Origin of the sequence: Paenibacillus agri, from assembly GCF_013359945.1 — a bacterium.
Taxonomy (GTDB): Bacteria; Bacillota; Bacilli; order Paenibacillales; family Paenibacillaceae; genus Paenibacillus_AQ; species Paenibacillus_AQ agri.
This window is the reverse complement of the sequence record NZ_JABWCS010000220.1, coordinates 82,263-95,899: the sequence shown is the minus strand read 5'-3', so window position 1 is coordinate 95,899 and position 13,637 is coordinate 82,263. Positions and strand designations below refer to the sequence as shown.

The following is a 13,637-nucleotide window of genomic DNA, read 5'->3' as shown; positions in this document are numbered from 1 at the left end:
CCGGAATACCTTCGCAGAAGATGTAGCGCGGTAAAGCGCCGCTTTGCGAAAAGAGTTTAATAATACTAATATGACACGAAAATGCCGTCTCTGCAAACAAAATAGACCCGCTTGAGCGGCCTGTTTTCACAGACCGGTCAAGGAGCCATGCGGCATTATGCTTTATTGGGCACCGACCAAGACCTCGATATCCAGCCGGGCGAAGGCATCCAGCCATTCCCTGGAGCAGCCGGAATCAGTAAGCACCATAGCTATGCCTTCAATCGGCGCAATCTGGGCGAAGGTAGTGACACCGAATTTGGTATGATCAGCGACAAGGATCGCTTCCTCTGTTCGCTGAATCATTTTGCGGGAGATTAATGCTTCATCCAGATGATAATCAGTAATCCCGTCTGCCAGTGAGACGCCACCCGCGGAGATAAAGGCTTTGTTGACCTTGAACTGATCCAGCAGTTCATGGGCAATCACACCTGTTGCAGCCTGATACAAGGGATTCACCTCTCCGCCGGTAAAAATCAGCTTGCCCTGAAACCCCTCAAGCGCACAGCTCAAAATCGGCGCCGAATTGGTAATAACCGTGACCTGAGCCCGATTCTTCAGAGCGCGCATGATCTCAAGCGTCGTCGTTCCATTATCGAGAATAACAGTCTCTCCATCACGCACCAGCGATGCTGCTAACTGGCCGATCGCCTGCTTCTCGCTCAGCTGCATCTGGGAGCGCCTCAGAAAGGTCGGCTCCGTCATTTCGGAACGCATCCGTACAGCGCCTCCGTAGACCTTGCGTAGTCTACCTTCTTTCTCCAGCCGGTCCAAATCCCGCCTAATCGTCTCTGTTGTGACATTGAACAGCCCGGCCAAGGCATGAACCTGTATCTTCCCCTCCATTTCAAGCCGTGAAAGAATCGTTTCCTTTCGTTCCTCGTACGTTAGGGACATTCTGCTTCTTCCTCCTGAATCGTGTCTGACCATATGATTTCATTTAAAATGTTTTATGTGTTTTGTTGTTGTTTTACTGCCGTGAACAGTTCAAAGTGTAAAATCCTTTGCCGCACTTGTCAACCTAAGGGGGACTATAATAAAGGTGCAAACCCTTTGTAAAATGAGGTTTGACAAATTTTAAAACGCGACCTAAAATCAACATGAAACCAACTAAAAACACATAAATCAACACCAGATGCTGAATGGAACAGACAGAGAGGAGATGAAAAGGATGAGCACCCGCTTAACTTTTCGACAGGATGGAACATTTAAAATTGTACAATTCACAGATCTTCATTGGATGGACGGCAGAGCGGAGGATCTTCAGACCCGCGCTCTAATGGAAGGCGTGCTGGAGGCGGAGCAGCCGGATCTCGTCGTGTTTACAGGAGATGTCATCTATACCGGACCAGTCTCCCCAGGAAAGCCGGAATGCGAGAAGCCGAAGCAAGCCTTCCGTGATGCAGTCGCTGCTGTGGAAGCCCGGAATATCCCTTGGGCCTTTGTCCTTGGCAATCATGATACAGAGAGCCGGATTACCCCTGAAGAGCTGATGCAAGTAGCGCTGGAACACCCGCATGCTTTGGCTCAAGCGGGACCGGCTGAAATCGCTGGAATGGGCAATTATTCGCTAACCATTAATGGACGAAACGGTGAATCCGCAGCGGTACTATATTTCCTTGATACTGGCAGCTATTCGGAACTTGCGCATGTCCCCGGGTATAATTGGGTCAAGCCGAGCCAAATCAACTGGCTGACAGCGGAATCTGCAAGGCTTAACCCGAAGAACGGGAAGGACAAGCTGCCTGCCCTTGCCTTTTTCCATATCCCTGTGCCGGAATATCAGGAGGTCTGGGACACTCAGGTCTGCTACGGAAATAAGTTCGAGCGCGTGTGCAGTGCACCTGTAAATTCGGGCTTGTTCGCGACCCTGCTGGAGATGGGTAATGTGCTGGGCACCTTCTGCGGTCACGACCATATCAACGACTACAGCGGAAGCCTGCATGGTATTAAGCTGAGCTATGGCCGGGCCAGCGGCTTCAATACCTATGGCCAGGAAGGCTTTATGCGCGGGGCCCGGGTCATCAGACTATCTGAAGGCACCAAGACCTTCGACACCTGGCTGCGCCTGGAAGACGGCTCCTTCATTGAACATCAGCCTCTGCATGAACCCGATCCGGCTTCCGGGCACTAAGTAGCAGGGAGCGAAACCATTCATGCTGCTGCCTATACTGCTAGTTATCGCCTCCGGCATGGCGCATGCCGTCTGGAGTCTTTTCACCAAGAAAAGCCGCAGCAAAAGTGTCTTTTTATGGTCTATTATGATGATATCCACTTTATTGCTCCTGCCTGTGCTGATCATTGAATTATGGCGCAGCCCTCTTTCAGTCAGCGCCTATGGTCTGCTGCTGTTGTCCGTGGTTCTCCAGGGCCTTTACGCCTGGCTTTTATCCAGAACCTATGAGCTAGGCGACCTCTCTCAAATTTATCCGATCATGAGAGGCACAAGTACTCTGCTTGTTCCCGTCATCGGGATTGTCGCATTAGGCGAATCGCTAACACCAGTGGGCTGGGCAGGCATTCTCTGTATGCTGGCCGGGTTCATCATTCTAGGTTCATCAGGCGGAGTCAGGAACCATCCTAGCGCTACTGCGCTCACACAAGCAAAACCTATTCTGATGGCGCTCAGTGTCGGTTTATGCACCACCTGTTATGTATTCGTCGATAAGCTGAATCTTCAGCACCTGTCGCCGCTTGCTCTGCTGGAAGTGACCAATATCGGATTCGTCCTAGGATTGACTCCGGCAGTACTTTCTTCGCCCCGCATCAGGGAGGAATGGCAGGCCAACCGCAATACTTTGCTGCTTGGGGCCATTTTGAATCCTGGCTCCTACCTGCTGTTTTTGTTCGCAATGCAGCAGGCGCCCATTGCTCATATCAGCCCTCTACGGGAGATTGGAACGGTGTTTGCCGCGCTTCTCGGCATCGTACTACTTAAGGAGCAGCAGGGTCTAAAGCGTATTTCCAGCTCTGTAGTCATTTTCTGCGGAATTGTGCTGCTTGGCGTCTTTGGGTAGTGTAACGTTCTAATTTCGTTATAAAATGTAAAAAAGGTTAACTCCTACTGATTTCAGGAGTTAACCTTTTTTGTAAGCAAGCTATAGCTGGCAGACAGTCATGTCCATCTGCTTCACATGCTTCAATGCCGGGTTACATATAGTAAGAATTATGTGAATTGTTCTGTTGATGAGTCACGCTGGGATTATGGCTATAATCGCCTACTCCCCCTGTTTTTTGCTGCACAAACTGCTGGCATTTTTGCTGTGTCTGCTGTGCAGTCTGAATTTGCTTATCCACATCCTGACGCAAGGCCTTGGAGGGAGCTGTGTACATATTCATTTGCGACATATGGGTATACAAATCCCCTTGAAGGCGCAGCGTATCCATCGTCAAATTGTTGAAGGCTTGACGAACGGATGGACAGGCAGATTCTGTTGCGGCAGTGGTATATTCGCGTACCGTCCGTTTCAGGTCGGCCAGCACCGTATTCATCAGGTCCTCATCCGCCATAAATGATCCGTTTTGTGCGTTCACTAAGATAACCTCCTTAAAGTTGGAATAGTGTTATTGTGGCTGCGTTGGGGCATATTGCTGGTGCTGCTGAAGCATTTGTGTCAACATGCCCATGTGCTGGGTATGACTTTGGATATGCTGAATGCAGATTTGGCGGACGGCCTGATTCTGTGTGGATCCAGCTGTAGCCGCCAGTTGCTTGATCAGCAAATCCTCATTAGAAATGGAGTCGGCGATGTATTCCAGCTCTTTACCGCTGAGTGCCTGCATTTGTGTAGATTGCATATGATGTTTTCCCTCCTTATAGATGGTTCAAACCAACATTAGTATGACCCTGTGCCCAGCACATTATGTGCCAAAAAGCGCAAAGCAGCACAGGCAAAACATGCATGAGTCCATCGTTTACTGCGAATACTACGCCGGAAGATACGAAAGGGAGATCGACGATGAAATTAATCAGCGGGCAAACGCCCTGGAGTGATACATTGCTGAATCCGCCTGCTTACCCGGTGTTGCAAGGAGATGCCTATTGTGAGTGTCTGATAGTAGGCGGCGGAATGGGCGGAGCCATGACTTCCTATCAGCTGTCCGTGAACGGAGCAGATGTGATCTTGATCGACAAACGATCCGTAGCTGGCGGAAGCTCACACGCTAACACCGGGCTATTGCAGATCTCTAATGACAAGTCATTGACTGCTTGTATCAACACGTTTGGAGAGGATCAGGGCGTGATGTTCTATAAGTTGTGTCAAAAGGCACTTGGCAACATCCTTGGTCTCCCTGCTAAGCTGGATATGGACCCACAAATCATTCCCCGCTCCAGCCTGCTGTATGCCAGTAAGCCAGAGGATGTGTCCGCGCTGCGTGAGGAGCACCGGAATCTGACTACTCACGGCTTTCATTCGGAGTTTTGGGAGCAGGACCAGATTGCTTCACTGTACTCTTTTGCCAAACCAGCAGGCCTATACTCCAGGGGTGATGCGGAGACCAATCCCTTCCGAACGGTGCATAGCCTGATCCATCAGGCGGCCAAGAATGGGGCTCGTGTATACGAACAGACCAAAGCACAGCATTATGAGTTTAAGGAAGACGGCGTGATTTGCCACACCCGGCATGGGCGGATTTTTGCGAAGAATGTTATTTTTGCTATGGGATATGAGACACAGGAGATGAAGAAGGACCGGGGTGCCGAACTGATTAATACATATGCTATCATGACCCGTCCCTTAAAAGAGCTTCCCAAATGGCACGAGCAAAGCCTGCTCTGGGAAACAGCCCGTCCTTACCTTTACTTCAGAACCACTCCGGAGGGACGCATTATTGCCGGTGGTAAGGATGAACCTCTGACCGATGACAAGCAGCGTGAGGTTAGAGTTCTCTCCCAGGGTAAAAGGCTGCTGGAGGAGCTGGAAGCATTGTTCCCGGAAATCCGCGGCATAGAGGCTGAATACGCCTGGGGCGCCGTATTTGGAACAACGCGTGACGGCCTGCCCTATATTGGGCCGCACCCGGACTATCCACATAGTTACTTCATTGAAGGCTACGGCGGCAACGGCACTGCCTACAGCAATATTGCGGCAGAGCTATTGACGGACACTCTTGGCGGCAAGCACAGGCCGGAACTGGAACTGTTCTCGTTGACCCGTTCATCCAAGCCTTCACCCCACAGCGTTTTATGAAAAGACGAGCTGTATATAGTTGTGACTACACCTACAACAAAAGCTTGGACTGGAATCAGTCCAAGCTTTTGTTTATTTTCAGATATGAGGATGAATGGTATTTCTTAGTTTGCTTTTACAAACTCTGCAGATTTGATCCCCGCTTGGCGGCCGAAAATAATGATTTCCGCAACCGAGTTCCCGCCGATCCGGTTTTGACCATGCAGCCCCCCTGTCACCTCACCTGCAGCAAACAAACCTGTAATAGGGTTACCCTCTTTATTTAGAACTTCTGTGTTGGTGTTGATTTTCACACCGCCCATCGTGTAATGAACCCCAGGACCGATTTTAATCGCAAAGTAGGGCGCGCTGGACAAGTCGTTGTCCATCCCTGTTGTTCTGCCGAATTCGGCATCCTTTTTACCTTTTACAGAGCTGTTCCAGGTATCCAGTGTTTTTTGCAATTGATCACCTGGCACGCCCATTTCTTGAGCCAATGTCTCGATAGAATCGGCTTGGATCACGAAGCCCATCTTCTCATATTGTTCGATTGCCTTAACTCTGGATTTCACGCCAGAATCAAAGACCAGAAAGGCTGCATTTTCAGGAAGTTGATTGATTGCGGCGGTTACTTTATCACGAGTACCCAGATCGTTGGTGAATCGTTTACCTTCGCTGGATACGAGGATAGCTCCTTCCCCGCGAACAGCTTCCCCAATGAGATAGGATTTCTCTTGCTGCACCGTCGGGTGAACTTGGATCTGATCCATATCGACAGTTACACCACCAAGCTTCTGTATCATCTGAATGCCGTCGCCTGTGCTGCCGATTTGATTGGTTGTCACATATCCGTCTAAATCAGGTCTGACTTCAGAGATCATTTCCTTGTTGGACCCAAAACCTCCGGTTGTCACAACGACCGCCTTCGCTGTAATGGTTTTCTCATCCGCTTGGTCAAAGATGACTTTGACGCCATTGACCTTGCCATCTTGTTCGGTAATTCCCTTGACATCGGCGTTCACAAAAAGCGGGATTCCTTGCTCTTGAACATTGTTCACTAGACCTTTAACAAGGTATTGCCCTACTGCGGAGCCGTCTTCAGGACGATGTGTACGCTTCTCGTTCATACCACCTGTGATGGTGATATTGTTCAATTTAATTCCGATAGAGTCGAGCCAGTCGATAGCACTTGCGGAATGGTCAACGAAGAAACGCAGCATCTCTTTGTCGTTCGTATCATGCCCACCCTTTAAGCTCTCTTCATAAAATAAATCATTGCTGTCAGCAATGCCTTGCTCCTTTTGGAACTTCGTTTCCGATGCGTTCATTCCCGAAGAGGATTTGGTTGTATTCCCGCCGGCCACCGGCATTTTTTCGAAAATAACAGGGTTCATTCCTTTGGCTTTAGCCTCCAGCGCGGCAGACATCCCTGCCCCACCTGCACCGACAATAATGATATCGTATGTATCCTTCAGTTGATCGAGCGGTGTATAGCTTGCTTCCGATGCTCCTGAAACAGCTTCTGTGGTTGCTTCCTTTGCCGCTTCCTTGTTGTCCTGATTCTTGTTCCCGCTGCTGCTGTTATTGACGGAGTTGCCTTTACTGCTGTTATTGCTACTATTCCCGCACCCTGCGATCACGAGCATAACAGCAAGAATGAGAATAAGCGCAGCCACTGATTTCTTTTTCATAATTTATAATTGCCCCCTTGTGCATTTTTTCACAATTAATCATAACCGTAAAAGTGCTGTTCATGATAGTTTACGTAATTAAAGAAAACGTTTCGTCATTAAAGTAACAGATACTTCATAATTTTAATGAATTTCATGTTATAATATATCATCTACGTGACAGAGAGACTTTTATCACTGTTCGTATATTCACATTAAATGTAATATGTTGCATATCAGAACACCGTCGCTACTCAAACATAAACTTCATAAATCACAAGCTATGATTGCTATGGATCACACTATAGCAGGAGCAGCTTCTGGAGAGACCGCAGGTAATCTGCGGCGCCGAAGGGTTCACAATCTCAGGCAAAAGGACAGAAGAGTACTGAATATATATTTGTCATGCTGATTATCATTAGCGGGGCAAATATTATTTAATATTCTTTTTACCTAGAGATTGGATGACATCCAGTCTCTTTTTTATTGGCATTATATCCATTTAGGGGGAAACAGGTATGGCACAAACAGAATTAAAGCGAGAGCTGGCTAATCGGCATGTTCAGCTCATCGCTATTGGCGGCACCATTGGGACGGGATTATTCCTGGGATCGGGCAAAGCGATTCAACAAGCAGGTCCTTCTATCATGATCACGTATTTAATCGTGGGGATTGCTGTGTTTTTTGTAATGAGAGCATTGGGAGAGCTTCTGTTGTCTAAGGCAGGTTATCAATCGTTTACGGACATTGCTGAAGACTATCTTGGCCCCCGAGCTGCGTTTATCACGGGTTGGACCTATTGGTTCTGCTGGATCATGACAGCTATGGCTGATGTTATCGCCGTTGGCATATACGTGAACTATTGGTTTGATATCCCGCAGTGGGTACCGGCCATCGTCTGCCTGATCATTTTATTAGGGCTCAATCTATTAACTGTGAAAAATTTCGGGGAATTGGAATTTTGGTTCGCGTTAATCAAAGTAATCACAATTCTTGCCCTGATCGGCATCGGGGTGGTTTTGCTGATCATGGGACTCAAAACGGATGCAGGATCGGTAACTGTACGCAATCTCTGGGAACATGGCGGCTTTTTTCCAAACGGCGCCTCCGGTTTTTTATTTTCTTTTCAAATGGTGGTATTCGCTTATGTCGGCGTGGAATTAGTTGGTGTTTCGGCAGCGGAGACATCCAATCCAGAGAAAAACATTCCATCTGCTATTAATAAAATCCCTTTGCGGATCCTATTTTTTTACGTTGGCGCACTGTTTGTCCTCCTGTGCATTAACCCATGGACAGAACTCAGTCCGGCGGAAAGTCCATTCGTGCGAACCTTTAGTTTAATAGGAATACCCATCGCTGCGGGAATTATTAATTTCGTCGTATTAACTTCAGCCGCTTCCGCCTGCAACAGCGGGATGTTCTCGACAAGCCGGATTCTTTATAGTTTGAGCAAAAAGAACCAAGCATCCCCTCATTTTGCCAAGCTAAATAAAAATCATGTACCAGGGAACTCGTTATTTATTTCTACGCTGGTTATATCGGTTGGTACTTTATTAAGTAAAATCATTCCAGGTCAAGCTTTTGGGATCGTCACTACTATAAGTGCAATTTGTTTTATATGGGTTTGGGGTGTTGTTCTAGTATGCCATATCAAGTACAAGAAGACTCGGCCGGACTTACAGGCTAAATCCAAGTTCAAAGCACCGTTCACCCCGGCTATTAATTATGCGGTCCTCACATTGTTTGCCGTAATTCTCATCATAATGCTCTTCGCAGAAGAGACACGACCGGCTCTATTGTTTACCCCGTTATGGTTCATATTACTGTTCATACTGTATTCAATACGTAGCAATAAGAGCAACAACAACCATGATATCAACACGATCAATCCAAAAGGCTGATCCTGAGCGACGTTCTGTACCATTCTACACACTTAAAGAAGCCCCAGGTCGTAATGACCTGGGGTTCTCGCAATTTCAGGCTTTACAGCCTCTTTACAAACACCTTGTCCACTCATATATTAGGAGATTCACCTGTGTGCCCCTCTGGCATTACCCTGTACATATATACTGGACGCCCTATCGCCCCATAGCTGATCTCCATAGACAACGCGCCAATCTCCGTCAGATACATCAAATACTTGCGCACCGATATTCTGGAGATAGGAGCCTTTGTAGAAATATCGTCAGTGGAGAAGGAATCTTGTGATAGACTGTGGATGATCTCCCAGATGTTGTCCAAGGTACTCTCACTGAGCCCTTTGGGAAGCACGGGAGCAGTAGACACTGCGACAGGAGTCTTCTCTGTCTCCCCCCGATGCCGGACAAGCTTATCCAATTGTTCCTGATTAAGATTTTCCCTATGCCTCATCAGCAGGTGGTTCTCCCGGTAAGTGGTCAATGCCGCCTGAAAGCGGGCAAACTCAAAGGGCTTGATCAGATAATCCACTGCACCATGCTGCAAGGCATTGCGGATACTGACATTATCACTGGCTGCCGATATAACAATCACATCTACCGTACTTCCTTGTTCACGTAAAAAGGATAATAGCTGAAGCCCGTTACTCTTTGGCATATAGATATCCAAAAGAATCAAATCCACTTTTTGGCTCGCCAGCAGTAAGTTAGCCTCTTCAACTGAAGCAGCACATCCCGTGTACCGAAACCCATCCATCTGCTCCAGATAATGCCGGTTAAACTTCGCTACCATCGGATCATCTTCCACGATTATTACGTTAATCATCTAGACTCATCACCTTTAGTCAAATACGGCACATTTACCACAAAAACTGTTCCTGGATCATGACCGGGAAGCAACTGCAAATGTCCGTTCAGTTTATTCACACTTCGCCGGACCAGATGGAGTCCCATCCCCCGGTTCTCCCCTTTTGTGGAGAAGCCCTGCGTATAGATATTCTCTTGCAGCGGTTCCGGTATGCCGGGACCGTTATCCCTGACTATACAGATCAAACGGCCTTCGTCATAGTAAAAGGCCAGCCGTATTTCCTTGTTTTCAGACGTCATATCGCTTAGGGCATCCCTTGCATTGTCCAGCAGATTGCCGGCAATCGTGATCAACTCATGGGTTATCTCCGCTTGGGCTGACTCCGGCAGATAGCTGTCTTCCTCCAGCACAAGGTTAATGCCGTCCTCGCGGGCCCTGCTTAATTTCCCTAGCAGAAATCCCGCCATAACCGGATCTTTGATTGCTCTTGTGATGGAACCAATCTCGCTCTGGTAATTGCTTACCGTTCCGGAAATATACTGCTGCAGTTCATCATACATTCCCATATGGGTCATACCCAAAATGACATGCAGTTTGTTCATATATTCGTGTGCACCTGCCCGCAGCGCATCCGCGTAAACGGATATCCCGGATAACTGCGCTGCAAGTTGGGTAATTTCAGTCATATCTCTGAAAGTGACGATCGCTCCAACAATCTCGCCACCCACACGAATCGGCAAACTGTTAGCCAGCAGAGAGATCCCATTCAGGTCAATTTCTTCATCCAGCTTCACATCGCCTGATTTCAAGACCTTATCCAGGCGCAGAGCTGGCCAATAATCATCTATGTATGATTCCAAGGCCTTTCCGGTAATTCCGGCAGCCGTTAACAGTCGTTCTGCTTCCACATTAATCAACGTGATTCGCGCCTCAGCGTCTATGGCAATGATGCCCTCACGGGCTGATTGCAGCATGGCACTGCGTTCTTCCAGCAGTCTTGAAATTTCCGATGGCTCCATCCCGAACATCATCTTCTTAATCTTTTTCCCAAGCACAATAGCGCCTAAAGTGCCAAGCAGGGCCCCGGATAACAGGATCAAGATGATGGTCCACTCGTTTTTCTTTATAATATCATGTACCCGTTTCATGGAGAAGCCGACGACAACAACTCCAACCTGATGTCCTTTGTCGTTATATACCGGCACGAATGCGCGCAAGGATTTGCCCATTGTCCCCCAGCCCACCGAAATGCTGTCCTCGCCCTGCATCGCAAATTCCTGTCCTCCGCCAACAAAAGGCTTGCCAATAAGGGCTGGATCGGGATGCGAGTAGCGGATACTCTTCATATCTAGTACCACTACGAACAGACTATCATTGCGACGAGCGATTTTGCCCGTATAAGCTTGAATATCCTTGCTTACACCCTCCTCCAGGCCTTTGGACACCAGCGGTGTCAGGGCAACTGTGTGGGCGATGCTTAGGGCCTTACCCTCCAATGCTTTCCGGGTCTGGGGTAAAATATGATTAATGAAGATAATATACAGTACAAGCAGTACGGAAAACACCACTGCGGACACCATGATGGCAATCGTCGTCACCATGCTGTTAATCCGTTTTCTTTTGACCAATGTAGGCCTCTCCCATAACAATAAAATAAAACGTTTTAGACCGGATGCCTGTCCTCCTGACGGGACAAAGAACGCCTAAGGACCAGCCAGCTCCCCAGCGGTGCAAACCCAAGCACCAACAGCAGCACTGTTATCGTACGCGGAGATCGGTTGACAGACAACACAGCAATGAACACCAGGATACCCAGTATTCTGCCACACATCAAACTTAACTCCCGCAGCACGACAAGCTCCACCCGATTGCTCACGCTTTCTTCAGATGCTCCAATCAGATCAAAGCTGGTTGATGTCATCGGCAGCATATACAACGGAATAAACAGCGAGGTACCCATTCCCATGATCAATAAAGTTCCGTAGTTCACCTGCCACAGCAGCGGCGTAATCACTCCAACCAGGAGCACTCCGCCAATCAGCATACCGGCAGACCGGTATGTGGGCTTAAAGAACTTACCTGCAATCCAGTAACTAACTAACGAGACTGCAGATGTAACCAGTGCAAACTGACCGAGTTTGCTCTCTTCCTTAGCGGCAACAAAGACCAGCAAACCAATTAGAAACGAGAAGACCCCTTCTCGCAAGCCCTGAAAAAAAAGACCTGCAGCCACTCTTCGCCACTGGCCTGAACCCTTCAGCTGCCGCCATGGCTCCAGCCAACCGTAATCCGCCTCGCTCTTGCGCTTTTTGAGAAAAAAGCTTAGCCCTACCGCTGCTCCGTAGATACCGAGCGAGATCATAAATACGATCCGATAACCGCGGTCTCCGGATAAAGAAGAGATTAACCTCCCTGAAGCCCAAGGTCCAACTATCCCTGTCAGCGAGCCCAAGAGTCCCATCCAGCCGTTCCAGAAGTCACGGTTTGCGGCATCCGTAATCTCGAAATAGACGATATTAAAAGCTAGCCAGAATAATCCGATAGCCACACCCAGGAGCAGGCCTAGCGGCCAGATATACTGAATCGCATTTCCGCCAATTCCCAGCACGATCAGATAAAAAAGACCTGAAACGGCAATGCCGGTCCGCAGAGCGTTCATCTTGTTGCGCTCCTTGACCCATTTACCTGCAAGCCAAAAACTAAGGCCCAGCGCAATCTGCTGGGCCACGGTGAACCAGCCGATCATCATGTAATCCTGACGGCTTTTCCATAAATAAACGTTAAGAAACGTACCCGACAACGCTCCCGCCAGTAAAAACAAACCGTTCACTCCCAGCAGCAGCGAAGCCTGAACCTTTGTTGATGCAGCCTTCATGATTGTCCCCCTGCCTATAGCCATGATCCTGAATATCATGCCCATACAGGCAGGAATTGATCAATTCCCTAGCTGCCGATGCTCAAATTGCGAACAAGCTGTACCCGGTCCTTCTGTGCCAGATTGTGCTGGACATGGAAGCAAGACGGGCAGACGAATACATTCAGTGAGAACGGGGCCTTCAGTACAGGTCCGCCAAGGACAGCCGGGGTCGAAGGATCGAACTCCTTCACTTCCTGTGTTCCAGCAAGCAACAGCAATTCATGGCACTGCGGGCATTCCGGTGCTTCTTCTTGCTGCGCCAGAATAGCAGAGCTGTTCTGTTCATACTTCTGGAGATCGTAATCGTCCCGGAATTGTTCCAGTGTGTTGAAAATAGGCACTACGCCATCCTTTTCACTGTCATCCCACAGGTCTTCGTCATTCACAGACTCTTCGTCCGTGTCCTCTTTCACTTCCAGCTCGTCCTCCAGATCGTCACTGGTGACATTCACTGTCCGGTAGCCTTTCAGCTCATTGTTGCAGTGCGGGCAATACTCCTCGGGTCCGAATTCTTCATCCCACACAATTTCGGTATCACACCAAGGGCATACAGTCGTTTCCATCTTTAAAATCTCCTTCTTAACATGCTTGATATTTAATTAATCGTCAGATATATGATGCCACCGAGCAAAAAAGCAACGGCGCAACCAAACAGGACCCGGGTTAAAATCTTCATGGTTTCCTCCTACATGATGGAAGCTCCAATAACATACGATAAGGATACCGAGATCAGCAGTGCGGTCAAGCCTACGGCCCGGTTGTCTGCGGCAATCTCCTCATCAATAGAAAATACGGGCGTTAGGAACTCAAAGAGAAAATAGGCCAACAGCAGCAACAAAAAGCCCACAACCGACCATTTCATCGTCTCGTAAATCGAAGCCCCGGCCTGGATGCTGAAACGGAGGATGTTGCAAATTCCGAAGATTTTGCCTCCCGTTGCCATGGCCGCCGCTACATTTCCTTTGCGAATTTCTTCCCAGCAGTTATACTTCGTCACCATTTCAAAAAAGGAGAGGAATACAACCAGCCCCAAGATTGCTACGGTGAAGTAGCCAAGCAGCGACCCCAGCGGATGCCTCAGCAAAAGATCAACATTTTCCTGCATGCTCACCCTTC

At 48.5% G+C, this 13,637-nt stretch carries 13 protein-coding genes and 1 riboswitch; of the genes, 4 read left to right on the top strand and 9 right to left on the bottom strand.

From position 1 onward, the window contains the following. Nucleotides 1-162 precede the first annotated feature (162 nt). Nucleotides 163-936: a DeoR/GlpR family DNA-binding transcription regulator gene (locus tag HPT30_RS25595; RefSeq protein ID WP_175374129.1), complete on the bottom strand. Its 774-nt coding sequence runs from the start codon at nucleotides 934-936 to the stop codon at nucleotides 163-165. Between the two features lie 274 nt (nucleotides 937-1,210). Between HPT30_RS25595 and HPT30_RS25590 the strand changes: the two genes are divergently transcribed. Both HPT30_RS25590 and HPT30_RS25585 read left to right on the top strand, forming a co-directional pair. After that, nucleotides 1,211-2,173 carry a metallophosphoesterase family protein gene (locus HPT30_RS25590; RefSeq protein ID WP_175374128.1) on the top strand — a complete coding sequence of 321 codons (963 nt, stop codon included), beginning with the start codon at nucleotides 1,211-1,213 and terminating at the stop codon, nucleotides 2,171-2,173. 22 nt (nucleotides 2,174-2,195) lie between these two features. Then, nucleotides 2,196-3,056: an EamA family transporter gene (locus tag HPT30_RS25585; protein WP_175374127.1), complete on the top strand. Its 861-nt coding sequence runs from the start codon at nucleotides 2,196-2,198 to the stop codon at nucleotides 3,054-3,056. Nucleotides 3,057-3,189: 133 nt separating this feature from the next. On the opposite strand, the gene HPT30_RS25580 is transcribed toward HPT30_RS25585, so the two are convergent. Continuing rightward, nucleotides 3,190-3,549, bottom strand: a complete 360-nt coding sequence (locus HPT30_RS25580; RefSeq protein ID WP_175374301.1) for a spore coat protein — start codon at nucleotides 3,547-3,549, stop codon at nucleotides 3,190-3,192. Nucleotides 3,550-3,603: 54 nt separating this feature from the next. After that, nucleotides 3,604-3,837, bottom strand: a complete 234-nt coding sequence (locus HPT30_RS25575; protein ID WP_175374126.1) for a hypothetical protein — start codon at nucleotides 3,835-3,837, stop codon at nucleotides 3,604-3,606. 161 nt (nucleotides 3,838-3,998) lie between these two features. Here HPT30_RS25575 and HPT30_RS25570 point away from each other — a divergent pair, with 161 nt between their 5' ends. Beyond that, a complete protein-coding gene (locus HPT30_RS25570; RefSeq protein WP_175374125.1) occupies nucleotides 3,999-5,231 on the top strand; it encodes an NAD(P)/FAD-dependent oxidoreductase in 1,233 nt (410 codons plus the stop codon). 104 nt (nucleotides 5,232-5,335) lie between these two features. Here the strand turns inward: HPT30_RS25570 and HPT30_RS25565 are convergent, their stop codons facing one another. Next, entirely contained in the window at nucleotides 5,336-6,901 is a 1,566-nt protein-coding gene (locus HPT30_RS25565) for a flavocytochrome c (RefSeq protein WP_175374124.1), read from the bottom strand. A 289-nt stretch (nucleotides 6,902-7,190) separates the two neighbouring features. Then, nucleotides 7,191-7,271: riboswitch (glycine riboswitch) on the top strand. Nucleotides 7,272-7,398: 127 nt separating this feature from the next. On the opposite strand from HPT30_RS25565, the gene HPT30_RS25560 reads away from it, so the two are divergent. Further along, nucleotides 7,399-8,781, top strand: a complete 1,383-nt coding sequence (locus HPT30_RS25560) for an amino acid permease (protein WP_175374123.1) — start codon at nucleotides 7,399-7,401, stop codon at nucleotides 8,779-8,781. A gap of 112 nt (nucleotides 8,782-8,893) precedes the next feature. Here HPT30_RS25560 and HPT30_RS25555 read toward each other — a convergent pair whose 3' ends face one another. From HPT30_RS25555 to HPT30_RS25535, 5 genes are all read right to left on the bottom strand, one after another. Then, a complete protein-coding gene (locus HPT30_RS25555; RefSeq protein WP_175374122.1) occupies nucleotides 8,894-9,622 on the bottom strand; it encodes a response regulator in 729 nt (242 codons plus the stop codon). Beyond that, the gene (gene dcuS, locus HPT30_RS25550; protein ID WP_246317447.1) at nucleotides 9,619-11,232 is read right to left on the bottom strand and encodes a DcuS/MalK family sensor histidine kinase; all 1,614 of its coding nucleotides are present in this window, start codon (nucleotides 11,230-11,232) and stop codon (nucleotides 9,619-9,621) included. Before dcuS ends, HPT30_RS25555 begins: the two co-directional genes overlap by 4 nt. A gap of 35 nt (nucleotides 11,233-11,267) precedes the next feature. Further along, the gene (locus tag HPT30_RS25545) at nucleotides 11,268-12,479 is read right to left on the bottom strand and encodes an MFS transporter (RefSeq protein ID WP_175374121.1); all 1,212 of its coding nucleotides are present in this window, start codon (nucleotides 12,477-12,479) and stop codon (nucleotides 11,268-11,270) included. A gap of 68 nt (nucleotides 12,480-12,547) precedes the next feature. Then, the gene (locus tag HPT30_RS25540; RefSeq protein ID WP_175374120.1) at nucleotides 12,548-13,084 is read right to left on the bottom strand and encodes a hypothetical protein; all 537 of its coding nucleotides are present in this window, start codon (nucleotides 13,082-13,084) and stop codon (nucleotides 12,548-12,550) included. 122 nt (nucleotides 13,085-13,206) lie between these two features. After that, the gene (locus HPT30_RS25535; protein WP_066373746.1) at nucleotides 13,207-13,626 is read right to left on the bottom strand and encodes a DUF350 domain-containing protein; all 420 of its coding nucleotides are present in this window, start codon (nucleotides 13,624-13,626) and stop codon (nucleotides 13,207-13,209) included. Nucleotides 13,627-13,637 lie beyond the last annotated feature (11 nt).

Coding starts and splice junctions, on each gene's coding strand:
- HPT30_RS25580 (WP_175374301.1), bottom strand. CDS start 3,549: ATGGCGGATGAGGACCTGATGAATACGGTGCTGGCCGACCTGAAACGG.
- HPT30_RS25560 (WP_175374123.1), top strand. CDS start 7,399: ATGGCACAAACAGAATTAAAGCGAGAGCTGGCTAATCGGCATGTTCAG.
- HPT30_RS25535 (WP_066373746.1), bottom strand. CDS start 13,626: ATGCAGGAAAATGTTGATCTTTTGCTGAGGCATCCGCTGGGGTCGCTG.
- HPT30_RS25595 (WP_175374129.1), bottom strand. CDS start 936: ATGTCCCTAACGTACGAGGAACGAAAGGAAACGATTCTTTCACGGCTT.
- HPT30_RS25575 (WP_175374126.1), bottom strand. CDS start 3,837: ATGCAATCTACACAAATGCAGGCACTCAGCGGTAAAGAGCTGGAATAC.
- HPT30_RS25540 (WP_175374120.1), bottom strand. CDS start 13,084: ATGGAAACGACTGTATGCCCTTGGTGTGATACCGAAATTGTGTGGGAT.
- HPT30_RS25590 (WP_175374128.1), top strand. CDS start 1,211: ATGAGCACCCGCTTAACTTTTCGACAGGATGGAACATTTAAAATTGTA.
- HPT30_RS25585 (WP_175374127.1), top strand. CDS start 2,196: ATGCTGCTGCCTATACTGCTAGTTATCGCCTCCGGCATGGCGCATGCC.
- HPT30_RS25565 (WP_175374124.1), bottom strand. CDS start 6,901: ATGAAAAAGAAATCAGTGGCTGCGCTTATTCTCATTCTTGCTGTTATG.
- HPT30_RS25570 (WP_175374125.1), top strand. CDS start 3,999: ATGAAATTAATCAGCGGGCAAACGCCCTGGAGTGATACATTGCTGAAT.
- HPT30_RS25555 (WP_175374122.1), bottom strand. CDS start 9,622: ATGATTAACGTAATAATCGTGGAAGATGATCCGATGGTAGCGAAGTTT.
- HPT30_RS25545 (WP_175374121.1), bottom strand. CDS start 12,479: ATGAAGGCTGCATCAACAAAGGTTCAGGCTTCGCTGCTGCTGGGAGTG.